The following is a 20,512-nucleotide window of genomic DNA, read 5'->3' as shown; positions in this document are numbered from 1 at the left end:
GTAATTGTTATTAGCATTCAACAAAAATACAACTTTATTCCCTGATTGTCAATTTTTTATACCATCATACTTTTTAAAACACGACCGAATAAAAAAAGCCTCACAAAAGAAACTACAAAAATCACTCGTTGAGACTTTCGACTGAAAAATATTTTCTATATTTGCGGACATTGAATTTCTATTCATAACTCTATTTATCGTATGGAAGAGAACACACCACAAGAGCAACCCTCAGGCGAGAGTATCATTAAAGTTACAGGAATGTACCAAAACTGGTTTTTGGACTATGCCTCGTACGTTATTCTGGAACGTGCCGTCCCTGTTATTGAAGATGGATTCAAACCTGTTCAACGACGTATTATGCACTCTCTCAAAGAATTGGAAGACGGAAGATACAACAAAGTTGCTAACGTTGTGGGACATACGATGCAGTATCATCCGCATGGAGACGCGAGTATTTCCGATGCCATTGTACAAATTGGACAAAAAGATTTACTCATCGATATGCAAGGAAACTGGGGAAACATTCTTACGGGTGACCGTGCAGCAGCCTCCCGTTATATTGAGGCTCGACTCTCGAAATTCGCTTTAGATGTGGTGTTTAGCCCCAAGGTAACGCAGTGGCAAATGAGCTATGACGGACGCAAGAAAGAACCCGTACACCTACCCGTAAAATTTCCGCTACTCTTGGCTCAAGGCACAGAAGGGATTGCAGTGGGATTATCAACCAAAATATTACCTCATAACTTCGTGGAATTGCTCGACGCATCAATCGCTCATCTGAAAGGAAAACCCTTTGAGTTATACCCTGATTTTCCTACGGCAGGAGTAATGGATGCAAGCAACTACAACGATGGACAACGTGGCGGACGCATTCGTGTACGAGCTAAAATATCGCAAGTGGATAAAAGTACGCTCCGCATTACCGAAATCCCGTTTTCAACTACCACCGATTCACTTATCGAATCCATACTGAAAGCCAATGAAAAAGGAAAAATAAAAATCAAAAAAGTAGAAGATAATACCGCTGAAAATGTAGATATTATAATACATTTACCTTCAGGAATATCGCCCGATAAAACCATTGATGCTCTCTACGCTTTTACGGCTTGTGAAACTTCAATTGCTCCACTGGCGTGTATCATTGAGAACAATACGCCTCTTTTTCTGACCGTATCGGAAATACTAAGGCGATCTACAGATAACACGGTACAGCTGCTCAAAAGTGAATTGGAATACGACTTGGCCGAATTAGAAGAAAAACAACACTTCTCTACTTTGGAAAAGATATTTATTCGCGAAGAAATGTATATTGACTTTAAATTGTACTCGGAAAGAGAAACTCTTTACCAATACTTACGCGATCGCTTTGAGCCTTTCAAAGAACAGCTTATCAAAGAAATTACGGACGAACATCTGCAGCGCTTAACGCAAATCCCGATGATTCGTATCACCAAGTTCGACACTTTCAAGGCAGATGAAAATTTGCTCAAAATTGAAGCCGATATCGAAGAGATAAAAAATCACTTAGCAAACCTAATTGATTATGCCATAAATCATTTCAAACGCTTGAAAGAGACCTACGGAAAAGGCAAAGAACGCAAAACTGAAATACGTCCGTTTGACAATATCGAGGCTACAAAAGTGGTAGTGAGGAACATCAAATTATATGTCAATAAAGGAGAAGGTTTTGTGGGTACATCACTCAAAAAAGATGAATATATCGGCGATTGTAGTGATATTGACGATGTGATCGTCTTCACCGAAAGTGGAATGATGAAAGTGGTAAAAGTCAGCGAGAAAACGTATATCGAGAAAAACATCATCCATGCAGCTGTTTTTAAAAAAGATGACAAACGTACCATCTACAACGTTATCTATAAGGACGGACATACCGGTTTTTCTTACATCAAACGCTTTAACGTCACGGGAATTATCCGCGACAAAGAATACGAACTGATACCGAAACATAAAGACTCAAAAATACTGTATTTCACCCCTAATCCAAATGGAGAAGCCGAAGTAGTAACCATTAATTTACGCCAAGTAGGAAGCATTCGTAAATTAAAATGGGACGTGGATTTTGCCGATACCATTATAAAAGGACGCGGAGTCAAAGGTAATTTAGTGTCAAAATTTGCTATTAAGCGCATTGAACTTAAAGAAAAAGGCGTTTCGACTCTCAAACCTCGAAAAATTTGGTTTGACGATATCGTAAAACGCTTAAATACAGACGAAAGAGGAAATCTACTCGGTGCATTCAAAGGCGACGATCGATTGTTATTGATCACGAAAGACGGTAGCGTAAAAACTGTAATTCCAGACTTAAATTTACACTTCGAGAACAATATCTTAATCATGGAAAAGTGGATTCCTCAAAAGCCTATTTCTGTGATTTATTATGACGGCGAGAAAGAACGTTATTACGTAAAACGTTTTGTCATTGAGAACGAAAACAAAGAAGAACTTGTGATTACAGAACATCCAAAGTCACAGCTATTGTTCGTTTCATCGGATTGGAGACCAATGGCAGAAGTAGTTTTTGCCAAAGAAAAAGGAAAATCCGAGAAGGAGAATCTAATAGTAAATCTGGAAGAATTCATATCTATAAAAGGCATAAAAGCCCTTGGTAATCAGCTTTCTACTGAAAAAGTAAAAGAAATAATAACCATAGAATCACTCCCTCCACACCAGGAGAACGAAATGGAAGAAAACTTGGAAGAGGAACTTGGCGATGACGAAATCACTGACTCATCCGATGAATCGGATGGGCTACAAACCGAATTGGAATTCTAATAAACTTAATTGATATGCTCACTTTTCATATTGAAATGTTCTTCATAAAGTCGTACCTTCGTGGTTTGAACTTAACTTAAGAGTTATGACATCCGTAAGGATATATAGATATCGAATATCGGTTAGAAATGCCAAGAACACAACTTCTCGAAACATGTAGTTGATAATTTTGTGATTTCTAAATTGTCTTCTGAGTTAAAAATCCGTATGAATGAAATTTTAATAATTAATTTTATGAAACAAATTTTTAGTTTTTTACTGCTTCTGTGTGCTATTCCAGCAGTGGCACAAATGGAGAAGAAACCAAACATTATCTTCATTTTGGCAGATGATTTAGGCTATGGCGACACCGAGCCTTACGGACAGCAAATCATCAAAACGCCACATCTGAACAAATTGGCGGAGGAAGGTATGAAGTTCACGCAATTCTATGCTGGTGCATCTGTGTGCGCTCCCTCCAGAGCATCAATTATTACTGGCGAAACTACAGGGGTAACACATATTCGTGGAAACAAAGAAGTTTCAGAACCCATTGATGGTCAAGCTCCTATTCCCGAAAACTCACGTTCCATAGGCAAAATACTAAAATCAGCGGGTTACAACACGGCTATTTTCGGAAAATGGGGATTAGGTACGGTAGCCTCAACAGGAAACCCTCTCTTACATGGTTTTGATACTTTTTTCGGATATAATTCCCAGCTTCGAGCCCATCGCCGATTCCCTCCTTTTTTGTGGCAGGACAACGAACGTTATTACCTTACTGAAAATGGAAATTACGAAAATCAAATCGTTTATTCTGAAGATGTTATACATGAAAAGGCACTAGACTACTTAGAAAAACAATCCTCTGAGAAACCTTTCTTTGCAATGCTTGCCTACACCTTGCCACATGCCGAACTCGTAGTGCCACAGGACAGCATCTTAGAGTCTTACTCACATCTTCCTGAAAAGCCATACAAAGGAATTGATTACAACGGTGAGAAAACAATTATTGGAGGATATATGAGCCAACCTAAAGCTCATGCTACACATGCCGCTATGGTTTCTCGCTTGGATAAGTATCTGGGAGATGTTCGTAAACTACTGAAACGTAAAAACTTAGATGATAACACAATAATCATTTTTGCCAGTGACAATGGAGCTCATTTTGAAGGTGGTGCCGACCCTGATTTTTTCAAATCATCAGGTATTTTGCGGGGTTTAAAACGTGATTTATATGAAGGTGGCATACGCACTCCATTTATTGTTTATTGGAAAGGGAAAGTTAAACAACAGACTACGAGCAACTTTGTGGGAGCTTTTTGGGATTTGATGCCTACCTTTGCGGATATTGCGGGGGTTCCATATACTAAAACTGGAAGTGAAGTTTCGATTTTGCCGACCTTATTAGGAAAGGATAAAAAACAAAAGCAACATAAATATCTCTACTGGGAATTTCACGAACTTGGTGGGCGACAAGCTGTTCGTTATGGAAAATGGAAAGGCGTTCGTTTGAATGTGAATAAAGACAAAAATGGTTCTATTGAACTGTACGATCTTGAAAAAGACCCTTCAGAGAAAAATAACATTGCTAAGAATCATCCAAGGATAGTAAAAAAAATAGCTAAAATGATGGAACAAGCTCACCAACGCTCAGCATTGTTCCCATTTGCTTGGGAAAAATAATTATATGAGAGATGCTTGGTGGGACTATCCTTCCCACCAGGCTACTGCAAAACCAATAATAAAACCTACGCAAAAGCTCGCGATAAATAAGGCTAACAAGATTAGCGATACCCAAAGGATACCATTAATTATTTTCCCCGCCTTACCAAATTTTTTTTCGAAATACCCCCTGCTCAATGTGTACCAAATATAACTTATTTCGGAATTCAATGAGTCTCTACCGAATTGAAATTCATCATTTTCATCGCTCATTGAGGTTACTAAATCTGAAATTTCAACAATGTATTTTCCGTACATTTCCTTGAGCCACATTTTTCCAATAATATACAATGCTATAACAAAAACAACCATACAACAAGCTACCAACATCAGATGAGGGATATTACCATTTAAAAATGTAGGACTCATTGCCCAATAAAAACAGAAAGCTATCGGGATAGAGGAAATGTAGTACGATTTGTACAATTCCGTGTTTAAAACCAATTCATATCTGAGGTTCAATAAATTGTGATACGTACTGAAGCTCTGAGTGTTGATTCTTTTATAAAGCGAATAAAACTTACGGAAATAGTAGGCTGTAATTAATATTAAAATAAGATACAATCCGCCAAAAACGAACAATTGTTCTGAGGTTTCACAGAGGAAGAGTAATCCTGCAACTACGGCTAATGTGAATACGGAAAACCAAAATTCTTTTTCCATATTAGCTCGGATTTTCTCCAAAGGTGTACGCAATTGTTGTTGTTTTTCAATAGAAATTTCAGGAGTTTGACTTACTTTTTCTTCGCTCCAAAGGTTTTTAATGTTTTCAATATTCATTTTTAAAAGGTGTTAGATATTTAATTAAGATTTATTGACCAATTCGGTAAGTTTAGCCTTAGCTCGGTTGAGTTTCACACGGACATTTCCTTCAGAAATCCCCAGTTGCATTGCTATTTCTCTGCCAGAATAATCTTCTAAGTAATAGAAAATAAGAGCTTTATCAATTGGATTTAGTTTTTGTATAGCTTCATACAATTGTTTTATTTGTTGTTCTTTTTCAGAGGAATCTTCCTCAACAATTTTGATTTGTTCCCAATTTTCGTGATTGGAAATAAATCCTCGTTTTTTTTCTGATTTCAAAAATACGATGGCAGTATTCAAAGCCACGCGATACATCCACGTGGAAAAAGAACTCTTTTCTTGGAAAGTTGGGTAGGATTTCCAGAGCTGATACGTAATTTCTTGGAACAGATCTTTTTGGTCGTCAGGGTCATTCATATACATCTTGGCAATTTTGAAAAGTACACTCCTGTGCTTCTGCACCCGTTCCAAAAATTCTTTTTCTAATGCCTTCATCTTTTTTTGATTTCTGTTTGGTTAGTATTTGGTAAATCAAATTTGTTACAAAGAAAATGTTTTTTTTAATTGGAAGAAAGCAATTAGAATTAACTACTATACGCCAATCACTGATACTGTTGACCAAACGCTAATCACAACCTCTGTTGTATATATTAACTTTTTTTTATACTTTTGCGACCATCTCAAAGGGGTGCTGCGTTTGCGGCTGAGATTATACCCATAGAACTTGGGCTGGTAATGCAGTCTAAGGAAACGAAGTCAATAATAAGTGGCTTGTTTTTGCTTTTTGGGTAGCAGAAACAAGCTTTTTTTATTCATTCCATAAAATAATTACCTCTTTTATTTTGTAAAAATTTCATTTTACTGATGAAAAAATTATTTTTTATGGGAGCGATGAGCCTTATTACTTCGGCTTATGCTCAAACAATTGAGTCTGAAAAAGATTCTATCAATCAGGATGTAATCCAATTGGATGAGGTTTTAGTTTCTGCTGTCCGGGCTGACAGAAAAACGCCTATTGCATTTTCTTCTATCAACAAAAAAGAGTTAGCTAAACGCAATTTAGGACAAGACATTCCTATTTTACTTAATTTTATGCCTTCGGTAGTAACTACCAGTGATGCAGGTAATGGCGTAGGGTACACTGGAATACGAGTTAGAGGAAGTGACGCTACACGTGTGAACGTAACTATCAACGGCATACCCTACAACGACTCGGAGTCACACGGCACGTTTTGGGTGAATATGCCAGATTTTGCATCCAGCGTAGAAAACATTCAATTACAACGTGGAGTTGGCACGTCCACCAACGGTTCAGGAGCGTTTGGAGCAAGTTTGAATATGCTTACAGACGCATCTTCTTATGAATCAAACGCTTTACTATCAACTTCTTACGGAAGCTACAACACTCAAAAGCACACAGCGAAATTCTCTACAGGGTTGATGAATAACACCTTTGAACTTTCAGGACGTTTGTCAAAATTATATTCTGATGGATATATTGATCGTGCTTCCTCAAAATTAAATTCTTACTTCTTACAAGGAGCCTTTGTTGATCAAGGAACTCTTATCAAAGGATTGGTATTTGGTGGAAACGAAAAAACCTATCAGGCGTGGAATGGCGTTGATGAAGAGGAAATGAAAAAATACGGTCGCCGTTACAATCCTTCAGGGAAACATAAGGACAACAACGGAAACACTGTTTTCTATGACAACGAAACCGACAACTACAAACAGGATCACGCTCAGCTGCATTGGAATCAACGTTGGAGTAATATGTGGAACACTAATTTTGCGTTGCACTACACCAAAGGTTTCGGATATTATGAAAACTATAAAAAAGACCAAAAACTATCCAAACATGGCATCAAGCCAATTGAGTCAGGAGGCGTAACATCTTCAAAATCAGATTTAATTCGCAGAAAATATTTGGATAACGATTTTTACGGAGCAGTGTTTTCATTGAACTACAAAAATAAAAATTTAGATTTTACCTTCGGAAGTAGTGCCAATCGTTACGTAGGCGATCACTTTGGAGAGATTCTATGGGTTAGAAAACCTGCAGAATATAATTTCAAGCAGGAATACTACCGTGATGATGCTATTAAAACAGAGGCAAACAATTTTTTAAAAGCGACTTACTCTATTGGTAAATGGATTTTCTTTGGAGATTTGCAACTTAGAAACGTAAATTACAAAGCTAACAGTGAGGATACAGGTTTGGTAAATGACTCGTTTGATTTTTTCAATCCGAAGGCAGGCGTAACATATTCATTAAACACTCAAAATCAACTATACATTTCGTATGCGAAAGCTCAACGCGAACCGAATCGTGACGACTACGAAAACGGCAATCCACGCCCAGAAAAACTAAACGATTTTGAAGGAGGATGGCGATTCAAATCTGAAAATATAGCATTGAATATCAATGGATACTACATGCAATATCAAGACCAATTGGTACTAACAGGAGCTTTGAACGATGTAGGAGCTCCAGTGCGTGAAAATAGTGGAAAAAGCTATCGATTGGGCGTAGAAATTGACGCGGTTGTAAAACTCGGAAAATGGCAAATTCAACCGTCAGTAACGCTTAGCCAAAACAAAAATATTGATTTTTACACCAACTTTGACGGAAAGTTAGTGAATTTGGGAAATACGAATATTTCATATTCGCCAAACATAGTGGCTGGAAATGGATTAACATTCAACCCTTTGGAAGGACTACAATTAAGCTTATTCAGCAAATACGTTGGAGAACAATTTATGAGTAACACGGATGCTGACAAATCAAAATTAAATTCTTATTTGATCAATGACCTCAGCATAAATTACCAAATTCCAATGAAAAAATGGGCAAAATCTGTAACCTTTAGCTTATTGGTTAATAATATCCTCAATGAGGAATATATTTCTAATGGATATTATTACACTTACGATGATGATTGGACTACGGTTGGAGTTATCAAAACCATTGAAGCTACAGGTTTTTATCCACAAGCCGAAAGAAATTTCTTGGCTGGAGTAACGGTTTCATTCTAAATATATTTGTATTTTTATAATAATTTTCGGCTTTGTTTCAAAAATGAAACAGAGCCGAATTTTTAGTGAAACATTAGTTGTAAATAAACTACATTTATAATCATCCAATTTTTGTAACAAATTTCATATTTAAATACTAACGGAATAAAATTCAAAAGGAAATGAAAACACCATTAAAGATTTTTCTGCTATTTGTTTGCCAAATCACAGTAGCACAGCAATTCAACAAACAAAAGTTGGATACTTACCTAACAACTTTGGAGCAACATAACAAGGCAATGGGAAGTTTTGCTATTTCTAAAAATAGTAAAATTATTTACGAAAGATCCATAGGTCTTGCTAATGTCAACACACAACAGAAAGCAACGAACGATACGCGTTATCGAGTTGGATCTATCACTAAAACATTCACTTCCGTATTAGTTCTTAAAGCTATTGAAAATAAGAAATTAGCTATAGAGCAACGTTTGTCTGACTTCTTTCCGAACATACCTAACGCAAATATCATAACCATCCGACAATTACTTTCACATCAAAGCGGTATTTTCAATTTCACATCTGCTGAAGATTATTTCAATTGGCATACCACACAACAGACAAAAGAGCATATGTTAGAAAGAATTGCTTTGTTTGAACCTGCTTTTACACCAGGCAGTAGAACGGAATATAGCAACTCTAACTACGTATTATTGAGTTATATTTTAGAAGAGATCTACAAAAAACCATTGGCATTAATCATTGAGTCACAAATTGTAAAACCATTGAAGTTGAAAAACACATACTTGGGCGGCGAAGCTAAAACTAATGACGGTGAAGCTACGTCGTATCAATTCGTAAAAGAATGGGTTAAAGAACCTGAAACACACCTATCATTTGTTTCAGGAGCAGGAGCTTTGATTTCTACTCCCACTGATTTGATAACATTTGCCGATTCTCTATTTGACGGAAAATTACTCTCAAAAGAAAGCCTGAAACAGATGCAAACTATAGAAAGAGGCTTTGGATTAGGATTATTTACCTATCCGTTTTATGAGCATACAGGATATGGACATTCGGGAGGTATCGATAAATTCGTGTCTGTTATGATATATTTCCCCGAAACAAAGATAGCTTATGCGAGAGTTTTAAACGGAATAACTATGACTGCTAATGACATTGATATAGCGGCACTTAGTGCTGTTTTCGGCAAAGATTTTAAAATTCCCGATTTCACAAAAAAAATATCAGATAAAAACATAGAAGTAGGCTATGAAGGAGTTTATACCTCTGCCGAGACACCTCTGAAAATAACCATATTCAAGAAAGACGGACAGTTAATGGCTCAAGCTACAGGACAATTAGCTTTTCCGCTAACTGAAAAAACAAAAGATATATTTACTTTTCAACCTGCCAATATCGAAATAGAATTCGTCCCCAACGAATATCAATTTATAATAAAACAAAGAGGCACGACAACCGTTTTCCATAAGGAATAAAGAAAAACTATCTGAAAAATCACTCTTTTTCAGATAGTTTTTTCTTGATCTTTCGTGAATTATTTATGCTAAGCTAACCACTTACTCCAAGGAATTCTTGACAAAAAGCAGACAAGCCCTAACGCATAGAAAAGAGCTATTTTACCAAAAGCTCGATTGCTTGTTTTCTGTTTTTTGTGTAATGACCACCCAATGGTAATAAACACAACTCCAATGATAACCATCATCGGGTGCTCCAATAATAGTTGGCGTATGTACGAATTTTTCATAACGCCACCAGCTTTCCAATTTTCGATTAAAGGAGTTACTACGTACAGAATTAATCCTAAAAGCAACTGAAGATGTGAAAAAATCAACGCAAAAAGCCCTATTCTCAAATCTTTAGAGCCATACTCACGTTTAACAAAAAAACCTATTGCTGCATTGATAGTTGCTATCAAAACTGTTGCTAAAACAACATACGCAAAAAGGGAATGAACCTGAAGGAACGTTGAATACATATTGATGAATATTTAGTTTGAGCAAAGATAGGAATTAATTGTGAATTGATGTTTTTTTCAAGTAAGAATTAAATCAAAAAAGTAAACATAAAAATATAATTTACTCATAATAAGACATTTACTTTATCTTTTAAAAAATATTGAAAATTAATATGTAACGTAATATGGCAGATACAAACAAAGTTAGTTTACTAAATCGTGAACTAACTACTTTTAAAACTCTAAATAAAAGACTATGATTGAAAACTTTAAATTTTCATAATACATCAGAATCTCTTAGGATATGGGGATTTTTCAGAAGTTATATAAGATGATTTTTTATCTTTTTTTATTTTTTTCTGTTCGATGAGTTGTTGTTTTTCTGCACGGATTTTTTCCAATAATACCGATGCTGGTTCATCTTTTCCGTCTTGCGGTACAAGTTGCCCACGAATGGCAAGGTCGAGTATTTTTTGTCTGAGCTGTTGGGTGTTCACTTTTTTACTTGTTAATTATTAATTGTAAATGGTTAATTCATCATTTATAATTAACCATTAATAAATTATTTGTTGTTTTTTACTTGTTTTTCCAATAGTTCTATTTGTTTGAGGTCTTCCAAATCGGCTTGCTCAGCATCGGCTGTTTTTCGCCGTGAAAATATCTCCTTTTCGCACGACACTTCCTTTCCAAGAGGTAAGCCCCATATTGGGTTTTTCGGTATTGGCACGGCTTACCACAATTTCGGCTGCGGTTTGGTGTGTTACGGCATAAAGGAGCTTGTTTTGGGTTTCGGCAAAAAACATTTGCGTAGATTTATCCGTTTCGTCATAATCGTTGCTGAGTTTAAACAAATCACGCACTTTTTGGTAAAATCGTTTTTCAGAGGCACGAATATCGCGAATACGAGCCAATAATTCATCAAAATAATCGGGGCGTCCATCGGGATTTTTCAGTCGGTCATCATCCATCACAAAACCTTTTATTAAATATTCTTTGAGGTTTCGGTTTGCCCATTGTCGGAACTGCGTACCGCGTTTGCTTCGCACTCGAAAGCCGATAGCTAAAATCATATCTAAACTATAAAAAGTTACCTCATAATTTTTTCCGTCAGAAGCAGTTGTCAAATAATTTTTGACAACTGAATTTTCATTTAATTCATTTTCTTCCAATATGTTAAGTATATGATAACTTATTGTTTGCTTAGAGGTGTCAAAAAGTTCTGCAATTTGACTTTGATTCATCCACACCGAACCATCTCGGGCATAAAGTGCTAATTTAGCCTTGCCGTCTTGGGTCTTGTAAATGATGATATTTTGTTGTTCCATAACTTTTTTTAATTATTAATGGTTAATTATCAATTATTAATTAATCATTAACCATTGAAAATTATTTTTACTTGTTTTTACAATTGAAGTAATTAAGCAAAATTGTTGGTAGGTAATTGTTTTGTTGTATGTGTATAGGTGTCCATTTTTATAGCATTGAGCAACAAGTCTCTCGACCATCCTTTTGCAATCACTTCATTAGCGTAAAATGCCACAGCTTCTAATGATTCTACCTTACTTAAAAGCAGTAAATTATGCCTCCAAGGTAAAACTGCAACGCAGCGTTGCAGTTTTTCATCTGCTTGATAATAACGCTCATAGAAGCGTTTCATATTCCATAAGTTTCGTGGCGAAAATCCCATATCAGGAAATTCGTTTTTTAAATCAACTGAGAGTTGTTTCACTACGGCACTGCCATAGCCTTCTGCTAATTGTCTTTCCGATAAGATTTTTCCCAAATTCCAATACACCGAATTGGCTGCACTATTTACCTGCTGAGCAATAATGGTGCGTGTGATGTGAATTTGGCTAATGGCTTGGCTCAGTATCTCTCGATATTCCGTAGTATTTGTCAGTTCTTTACTCATAATAGTTACACTCATTTATAATTAACCATTGATAATTGATTTGAGTTTTTCTACTGCCGACATAATATTGGTAGCTTTTTCTTCGATATTTTCAAGTAGTTCATCAAGGGGAATGTCTTCGGTTTCTTCGCCTTGTTTGAGCCACGCGATATCCAAACTAGTTTTATCGCGTGCGATGATTTCTTCTATGGTGTATTTTCGCCATCGTCCTTGCGGATTTTCAGCCGAATAGGTTTCTTTTCGCTTGCTGAAATCGTCTTCGCAATAGCATTCGATAAACTCCTGAAAATGTTCGTATTTCAAAGGATTGGTTTTCCCAAAATTCGGCATATTGCTTCGCAGGTCGTAAATCCAAACTTCTTTGGTATTGTTTTTTTCGGTTTTACCTTTAGTAAAAAATAGCACATTGGTTTTCACGCCTTGAGCATAGAAAATCCCTGTCGGAAGACGCAAAATGGTGTGCAAATTGCACTTATCCATCAGGTCTTTACGGATTTTTTCGCCGTCGTTGTCTACAAACAAAACATTATCGGGCAATACGACACCTGCACGACCATTCACATTCAAACTTCGGTAGATATGTTGCAAGAAGTTGAGCTGTTTGTTAGAAGTTGGAAAGGTTAAATCGTCGCGAGTAGCTCTTTCGCCACCTTTCTTTGTACCAAAGGGCGGATTGGTCAGTACCACATCAAAACCTGTCATTTTTTTACCTTCGGAAGAAAGCGTATCACCCAATTTTATATCGCCCTTGATGTCGTGGAGCATCGCATTCATCAGTGCCAAGCGGTGCGTTTCGTGTACGAGTTCGCCCCCTGTAAAGGCTTCATTGATTTGAAAATTTTGCTCTTCTTCGGACAAATCGAAAAGGTCATCGGTTTGCTTTTTAATATGTCGGTCGGCGGCAATCATAAATCCGAAAGTTCCGCAGGCAGGGTCGTTGCATCGCTCACCCGCTTTCGGATTAATCAGCTCGGTAATGACATCAATCAGCACCCGAGGGGTAAAATATTGCCCCGCTCCCGATTTCTTTTCGTTGGCGTTTTTCTCTAAAAGTCCTTCGTACAAGTTGCCCAAGCCCTCTTCTTTAGCCGAATACCAATCGAGTTCGTCAATGGTTTTGATGATTTTTTCAAGATTTTTAGGTTCCTCGATGTTTGATTTTGCACCGCCATAAATTTCGCGTATGCGTCCTGTGCATTCCTCGCCCAAATGCTCCAAGAGTTCTTTGTAAAACTTTTTCAGGGGGATGCCGTCTTGTTTTACGAGTTTGTCCCAACGGTACTGCTCAGGAATTTCCTTTTCGGTATCGGTTTCCTTTGCCATTTTTAGGAACAGAATATAAGTCAGTTCCGTTACATACTGATGATAGGTGATGCCATCATCTCTTAATACATTACATAAAGCCCACAGCTTCGATACGATTTCTTGGTTGTTCACGGGGTGATTGTTAATTATTAATTGTTGAATATTGTTTGTTAATGTTTGTTTCTAAAAGAGCTTTTTGATGTGTTTTTAATTTTCTTTTCCTTTTGTTCTTCTAATATCAAGAGATTTAGCTAGATTTTCTATATCAGTATTATTATCTCTTTGCTCGTTTAACCAATTTCTAAATCCATCTTTATCATCTTTTGAAGCTACTTTATATAGTTCTCTTAGCTTTTCAGAGTTTTCATTTAATGATTTAACGAATTCTGTATTTAAAAGAAAATCATTTTTGATAACTAACCTAAAAATATCATTTCGACCTATCAATAAATCATACTTGAAGAAATAGGGTAACAACTTATTTGCTAACTCCAACGACAGCTTAATTTTTGCGTTTAATATCTTATCTAAAATATTTTTGAACAGATTCACAACGGAAATAGAAGAATTGTTAGTGTCATAGATTTCTAATATACTCCACCATTGCTCATCAATATTGTTACCTTGCTCCAACAATTCAATAAATTTAGTTTCGAAAACATCCAAAGATTGTTGAGTAAGACTTGTAGATTCTAAATATTGGAAAAATCTAAAATGTACATTATTTCCATTGTTGTCAAAGACAGCTTCATAACCGTTTTTATCTAATTTAGAAAAATCCTCATTGAAAACAGATGCAACAACTTTAGATATTCTTAATTTCTCATTTTCAAAGCAATCACTTAAAAACTGATCGTCTAACTTATTTATATCAAGTTTATCTTTATCAACATTCCATTTATTCAATTCATTCAGAAGTGAGTCATCATCTATGTTTAAACTTGTTTTTATTTCTGAATATTTATTTATCAGTGTAATAATATTAGCAGATTTACCTAAATCAGATTTTCTAAACATTTTTAAAATAATCTGCCTAAATAATGGATAACTTCTAAAATAATTAGACATCAGTAACAAATCTCCATAGGTAATATAATTTAAGATGGTATTCGCAATTTGTTCTGCCCGTTTTTCATTTTCCTGACTTAGGATATCATTAAAATAATTACCATATGAAGAGCTAAAGCCACTTCCCCTTGCAATTCTCATTGCTATTAACTCATTTATAATCGGCAATTCTGAATTTTGATTATTAGCATATAGTGAACCTATTCTACTATCGTCTAACAAATTCTTTAAAACTTCTTTTTGAGAAATTTCTTTTATTCTTATTAAAGTATCATTTGCTAATTGAATATTATTCTGATTACTGAAATTTTTGAGTTCTGTTTTAAGTTTTTCTCTATATTCTTTAAAATCGTAATCTTTAGTTAAGTATTTCATTCTTTCCAATTTTAGAATATCCTTAATATCTAGCTTAGAGAGATATTTATCTAATGTTTTATAATCTACAGAAAGTTTATATTTTTGGTGATTTTCACCTTTATGTTCTATCAATTTTACATAATTAGCCTCTGAAGTTTTGTTCTGTTTTAAATTCCTCAAAACTCTTTCTTCGGTAAAATGATTAATCAATTCATCTATCAAATCAATATACTCTTCAATATTTGTATCGTTTATTAAGCTAGAATAGTCTTTTAATAGATGTGAAAGATATTTATCATTATCAATATTTTTAATCAAAGTAATTTGCCAATCGTTAATGATTAAAGTTCCCATACGCATACCTAATTCAAGAACTCCGTTATAGAATGTGTTCCAAGTTTGTTTTATGTTTTGAAAAGAAACTTTTGAATTTTCATCTAATGAGCTTAATGCCAAAATTGGATTTTCAAAAGAATTGATATTTAATATTGTAGAATAAAAAATGGAGTCAATAAAATCTGCTTTGCAAATCTCATTAAATTTTTGAACATTATTTTTGAGCATTGAATCTCTCAATTCTTGTGTATAAATAAGCTCCAAAGCTTTATCTACTTCAATATGGTAAATGATAGCTGTAAGTTGTTTGGGATACTCTTTATCACTTAAATAAATATGGTAGAGTCCACCCAATATTTCTTTGTAATCTGAAACTGCTTTTAAAGGATTAGCTAATATTTCATTTTTTCTAAGAATGAAAATACCAATGTATCTTTCTTTATAATTTTCATCTAAAAGTTTTATGGTAAGTAACTCATTGATAAATGAAATAATTTCACGAGGTGTAATTCTTCGGTTCAGAAATTCATATACTTGAACTACCAATTTCATTTCTGTTTCATCATATTTGATGAATGCTTTTTTCCATTGTTCTTCAAAGAATTTTTTCCAATCGGACATAATCGGTTTAGTAACCCTGAAAACTATATCAAAAGTTTTATTGACATAATCTTCTCCAAAACTTTTATCTTTGTCGTTGTTAAGGTCTTTAAAAGCATTTTGAATATGCTCTCTATCAAAAGGAATAATAACTTTTATATTAGAATAACTTTTCTCAGCAAAAAATATATGTATAGATGACCAAATACTAAGTATATGCTTTTTTGGTAATCTATCAAAATTATCAAAAACAATAACAATCGGCTTTTTTAAATCGTCATTAATATCTTGCATCCAATTTTGAAACTCTCTTACCGATGGCTCATTTTCAGATATGGTTTCTATTTTAGTCTCTTCTTTTTGTTTATTGGTGTAAACTTGAAATGTTTCTTGTGCAGATAATTTAAAAGACTTCCAAAATCCCTTTCTACTAAACCAATTTTGGATTACATTCCAAAAGTATATCCCTATAACAATGAATATTGGAAAAGCAACTAATAAAAGTTTCCAAAACCAAGATTCTATTTCAAAAAAATCAGCCATTGAATCCTTGAAAACATTTACAGTGGGAATGTAAACAATAGACAGTAAACTAAATATAAATCCAACACTTAAATAAGGTTGATTAATGGTCTTAGTTTCTTTTGATTTAGCAAGTAGGAATTTCAACTTGTTTTCCCAACTATTTTTTTTATTAACTAAATCTTTTTCAGATTTTATAAATTCAGTTAATTCTACTAAAATAGACTTTCGTTGCTCATCTTCTTGGTGTCCCCACACATCATATACAAAAAACTTGTGATTGTTTTCAAGTTTCTTTTCTATAAGTTTTACCAAATTACTTTTACCCGACCCCCATTCACCATCGATACCAATGATTTTAAAATCGGGTTCGTTGATAATTTTCTCACTAATAATAGATGCTATTTTATCTTGCGACTTGTTTTCAAATAAATCCTCACCCAAAGGTTGATTTTTTATGAAGATATAACTAGTATTATTTTTGGTCATAGTTTACTCCTTAATTTTATTTCCCACAAATTTATAAATCTTTTTTTCTATATAATATTTATGAACCCATTAATCATTAACAATTAACCTTTAAAAAACTCACCCCACAAAAAGATACTCCTTCAACTCATCTACAATTTCATCTAATTGATTTTTAAAGGCTTTGTTTATTTTTTCGTAGCCACCTTCGTTTTTGAATGCTCCCGTGTTAAAACTTTCGTGGTCGATGAATTGTTCTTTGACGAGATATTTTTCGATGCGGTCGAGCCATTTTTCTTCAATTTTTGTGAATTGACGATGGATTTTGAGCTTCTTAAACGCATTTTCCAAGCGAACGGCATAATCCACCAAAGCACTGCCCAACGCCAAAGTACGAACGATGCCGATAATATCCGTGGTGATGTCCACATTTTTGGCTTTGTTCCAAGCGTGGTTGATTTCCCTGATGGAATAGCCCGCCTGTTCCATTTCCAATCGGAGGCTTTTCAGTTCGTTGCGTGTCAGTTCCTTAGGTCGGGTGCAGAGGATGTTGAGAGCGGCTATTCGGTTTTGATTTTCTGTGATAAAAGCTCTGAAGGCTTCGATGTAATCCTCGGGGCGTTGTTCCGCTCCGCCATAACCTTGGTAGCGTTCGGCAACTTGGTCGGTTTTATCGCTGATGATTTTGTAATGATTTGATTTTGATTTGGAATGAAACAAGAATTCAATCGCTTTTCTGTGGTTTTGTATAAAGGTTTTTACCTCACCAATGGGTTGTTCTTTCAATTCTCGGATAAACTCTTGTGGTGTTGTTTTCTGTAAATTAAGAAAATAATCTTCGTCTTGTTTTGTGATGTTTTTAGCTCGTCTTTGCAATCTTCCAATGAGCTGATTTACATATTTTTTCACCGAAGAAGCCTCGTCGCTGTGATCAATTCCGCTGATAATATCCTCAAAAGAGGCAGACGGATTGGCAGCTACGGGCGTCATTTTTGTAAAATCTACAATGCTTTCAAAAACGCCCACAGGGTCGTAAATTTCAAAATTTTCTTTATTAATTTTCGGACAAAGGCGTGTGGCTCTTCCTAACATTTGTTCAAATAAGATCCTTGATTTCACACGGCGTAAAAACACCAACGAGGTAATTTCAGGTACATCAATTCCTGTGGTGAGTAAATCCACCGTAACGGCAATGTTCGGATATCTTTCGTTCTTGAATTGCTTGATGGCTTCCAAAACGCGTTTCTTATCGCCTATACTTCCCGTGATTTTCTTTACCGCATCATTATCAATGCCTTGTTCGGCATAAATTTCTTTCAGAATTTTTACGATGAGGTCGGCGTGTTGGTCATCTACGGCAAAAATCAGCGTTTTTCCTTGTCCTTCAGGATCAAGTTCTTGAGCGATTTCGGTAAGTACCACTCGGTTAAAATCTTCTACAATAACTTTTTTATTAAATTGTTCAATGTCAAAATTCAGTTCGTCTTCAATTTCTGAAAAATCGGTAATTTCATTTTTTTCAGGGTCAAAAATTTGAATGGTATCTCCTTTTTGGTAATGAATGCCTTCTTTTCGCAATTGTGTAATGATTTGATGCGGAAGATTATAATCCACTAAAAATCCGTCTAATACCGCCTCACGATACGAGTATTCAAATACCGGCTTTCCGAAAATTTCGGTGGTATGGAGGGCAGGAGTGGCAGTAACGGCAATTTTCACGGCATCGAAATAATCAATCACGCTTCGGTATTTGCTGATAAAATCGTCCTGATTGCGGAACTCCAATTCATCATCTGCCATCTCTTTATCAAGGGTATAGCCTCGGTGGGCTTCGTCGATGATAATCAAATCATAATCGGAAACCGACGGGGTATATTCGCCTTCGTTGTACAAAATCCGTTTGACCATCGCCTGCACCGTACTCAAGTGAATTTTGGTTTCTCGCTCGATAGTTTTATCTTCCAATCCTTTGATATTGTAGATATTTGCTAAGGTTTGCAAATCTTCCAATCGAACTTCTTTGAATACATCGTGTGCTTGTTCGCCGAGCGAGGTTCTATCCACTAGAAACAAAATGCGTTTGAAGCGTTGGGTTTTTAAAAAACGATATATCATCGCCAAAAGGGTACGGGTTTTTCCTGTGCCTGTTGCCATTGAAAGCAAAATTGATGATTTGCCTTTAAGTAATTCTCTTTCAGTGGTTTCTATGGCTTTTATTTGGTACTCACGCAAGTTGAGTCCGTCTTTGTCTCTCAATAATTCGTAAGGCGTTTCGGCGAGTTTTTGGTTCGCTTTTTCGATGTCTTTTTCCAAATCTTCCAATAAGCCTTGCGGACTTTTCCAACTTTGTAATGCCTTAGGAATGTTATCATTTCGGCGTGTGTCCAAAAACCAAATACCCGATTTGGTCTCCAACTGCTTTAAATATTTTCTGCCATTGGTAGCAAAGACAAAAGGCACTTGATAAGCTCCCCATTGAGAAATAATGTATTCAGAATGTTCTGATTTGATGTGTGTTGCGTAATCCTTACACTGATTGGCGATGATGGCGGAAATATCTTTGTGTTCGGGTTTGGCCTCTACAATTCCGACTAATTTCAAACCTACAAATAGAGCATAATCAGCGTTGCCTTTATCGGTGGGAAATTCGGCAATGGCAATATTTTTTCCTTTTTCGGGGCGAGTGCCTTGGGAATATTTAAGGTGAATAGAATCGGCTTGCCAACCCGCTTCATTAAGTTGAGCGTCAATGATTTTTCGTGTTTCCGCTTCGGAAAGGCTGAGCTGTCCTGCGTACTTTTGCGATTTTTTCACGCGTTCTTTTTGTGCCGATAAAAATTCTTTGGATTGGCTTTCCTCTAAATATTCTTTCTGTTTTTGAAGTTCAAACAATTGATTTTGAAGGGTCTCAATCTGTTTTTCTTGGGCTTCTTTTTCCGCTTTCAAATCCTCTACGGAGATGCTATGTTTTTCAGGTAATACAAATTCCGAATGCCCTTTGGTACCCTCGCCATAAGCCAAAGCAAACCAACGAGCCAATTGGTAAGCCATTCTATGCAAGGTTTCGGCAGATTTTTGCGAGGCGTACACCGAATGTACAGCATCATTTCCTTTGAGTCGAAGTTGATGAAAAAGATCGACAATGATAGGCTCTATAATGCCTTCTTTTTTGAGCGTATTGATTTTAGAAGCCTGATTATGTTCTGTGGGAATCGGAATATGTTCGATTTGAAAAATTTCATTGACCATCACCTCGCTAAATTGCCGAAGTTTGAACATACAAGTATTGGGGTCGGAATAGAGATTTTTTTCAGATAAATAGGCGATATTGTATAGTAAATTATGGTCTTCTCGTAGAAATATAAAGTTAGAGGTCATAGTTTTGTTTTTGAGCGGTTAATTCAGAAGAACTTCCCATAATGTAAATTTATCGGAAGTAAAGCCACAAAAATACAAATTATTTGAATAAAATCCTTTTGAGAAATATAATTTTTTGTCGATATGAAAGCTACTTTTCTAACTATAAAAATCTTTCTGAAATACACCCCAAAACAAATAAATTTAACAAAAACAATCGGGTTATTAATTGCTTTCTATATTTCAAATTTTAAGAGATACGTTTTATAGTAACTCAAAAGCAAGCAGTATAA

The 20,512-nt window shown here is 35.4% G+C and carries 12 protein-coding genes and 1 pseudogene; 4 read left to right on the top strand and 9 right to left on the bottom strand.

All coding sequences use genetic code 11. The features are described 5' to 3' along the window. The first annotated feature begins 201 nt into the window (after positions 1–201). Positions 202–2,796: a DNA gyrase/topoisomerase IV subunit A gene (locus CCAND38_RS07565; RefSeq protein WP_042344656.1), complete on the top strand. Its 2,595-nt coding sequence runs from the start codon at positions 202–204 to the stop codon at positions 2,794–2,796. A gap of 234 nt (positions 2,797–3,030) precedes the next feature. After that, positions 3,031–4,461: an arylsulfatase gene (locus CCAND38_RS07560; protein ID WP_042344662.1), complete on the top strand. Its 1,431-nt coding sequence runs from the start codon at positions 3,031–3,033 to the stop codon at positions 4,459–4,461. Positions 4,462–4,485: 24 nt separating this feature from the next. Here CCAND38_RS07560 and CCAND38_RS07555 read toward each other — a convergent pair whose 3' ends face one another. Both CCAND38_RS07555 and CCAND38_RS07550 read right to left on the bottom strand, forming a co-directional pair. Further along, a complete protein-coding gene (locus CCAND38_RS07555; protein ID WP_042344655.1) occupies positions 4,486–5,280 on the bottom strand; it encodes a hypothetical protein in 795 nt (264 codons plus the stop codon). Positions 5,281–5,304: 24 nt separating this feature from the next. Next, positions 5,305–5,799 carry an RNA polymerase sigma factor gene (locus CCAND38_RS07550; RefSeq protein ID WP_042344653.1) on the bottom strand — a complete coding sequence of 165 codons (495 nt, stop codon included), beginning with the start codon at positions 5,797–5,799 and terminating at the stop codon, positions 5,305–5,307. 369 nt (positions 5,800–6,168) lie between these two features. On the opposite strand from CCAND38_RS07550, the gene CCAND38_RS07545 reads away from it, so the two are divergent. Together CCAND38_RS07545 and CCAND38_RS07540 are read left to right on the top strand one after the other, a co-directional pair. Continuing rightward, the gene (locus CCAND38_RS07545; protein WP_052458189.1) at positions 6,169–8,340 is read left to right on the top strand and encodes a TonB-dependent receptor; all 2,172 of its coding nucleotides are present in this window, start codon (positions 6,169–6,171) and stop codon (positions 8,338–8,340) included. A gap of 161 nt (positions 8,341–8,501) precedes the next feature. Beyond that, positions 8,502–9,815: a serine hydrolase domain-containing protein gene (locus CCAND38_RS07540; RefSeq protein WP_052458188.1), complete on the top strand. Its 1,314-nt coding sequence runs from the start codon at positions 8,502–8,504 to the stop codon at positions 9,813–9,815. Between the two features lie 68 nt (positions 9,816–9,883). On the opposite strand, the gene CCAND38_RS07535 is transcribed toward CCAND38_RS07540, so the two are convergent. From CCAND38_RS07535 to hsdR, 7 genes and pseudogenes are all read right to left on the bottom strand, one after another. Next, a complete protein-coding gene (locus tag CCAND38_RS07535) occupies positions 9,884–10,315 on the bottom strand; it encodes a hypothetical protein (RefSeq protein ID WP_042005449.1) in 432 nt (143 codons plus the stop codon). Positions 10,316–10,581: 266 nt separating this feature from the next. Further along, entirely contained in the window at positions 10,582–10,791 is a 210-nt protein-coding gene (locus CCAND38_RS07530) for a hypothetical protein (protein ID WP_042005447.1), read from the bottom strand. 144 nt (positions 10,792–10,935) lie between these two features. After that, positions 10,936–11,619: pseudogene (rhuM, locus tag CCAND38_RS07525) on the bottom strand (RhuM family protein); the annotation flags it as partial. 92 nt (positions 11,620–11,711) lie between these two features. Beyond that, positions 11,712–12,221 (bottom strand): DUF1016 N-terminal domain-containing protein, encoded by a 510-nt coding sequence (locus tag CCAND38_RS07520; RefSeq protein ID WP_231550013.1) that lies wholly within the window; start codon positions 12,219–12,221, stop codon positions 11,712–11,714. A 6-nt stretch (positions 12,222–12,227) separates the two neighbouring features. Beyond that, entirely contained in the window at positions 12,228–13,643 is a 1,416-nt protein-coding gene (locus CCAND38_RS07515; RefSeq protein ID WP_042344651.1) for a class I SAM-dependent DNA methyltransferase, read from the bottom strand. 75 nt (positions 13,644–13,718) lie between these two features. Then, positions 13,719–16,883: a P-loop NTPase fold protein gene (locus CCAND38_RS07510; protein WP_042344650.1), complete on the bottom strand. Its 3,165-nt coding sequence runs from the start codon at positions 16,881–16,883 to the stop codon at positions 13,719–13,721. 99 nt (positions 16,884–16,982) lie between these two features. Next, positions 16,983–20,240: a type I restriction-modification system endonuclease gene (hsdR, locus tag CCAND38_RS07505; protein ID WP_042344648.1), complete on the bottom strand. Its 3,258-nt coding sequence runs from the start codon at positions 20,238–20,240 to the stop codon at positions 16,983–16,985. Between the last annotated feature and the right edge of the window lie 272 nt (positions 20,241–20,512).

It is taken from the genome of Capnocytophaga canis (assembly GCF_000827555.1).
Lineage (GTDB): Bacteria > Bacteroidota > Bacteroidia > Flavobacteriales > Flavobacteriaceae > Capnocytophaga > Capnocytophaga canis.
Note: the sequence above shows the minus strand (reverse complement) of the source record. Positions and strands in the feature narration are given on the sequence as shown.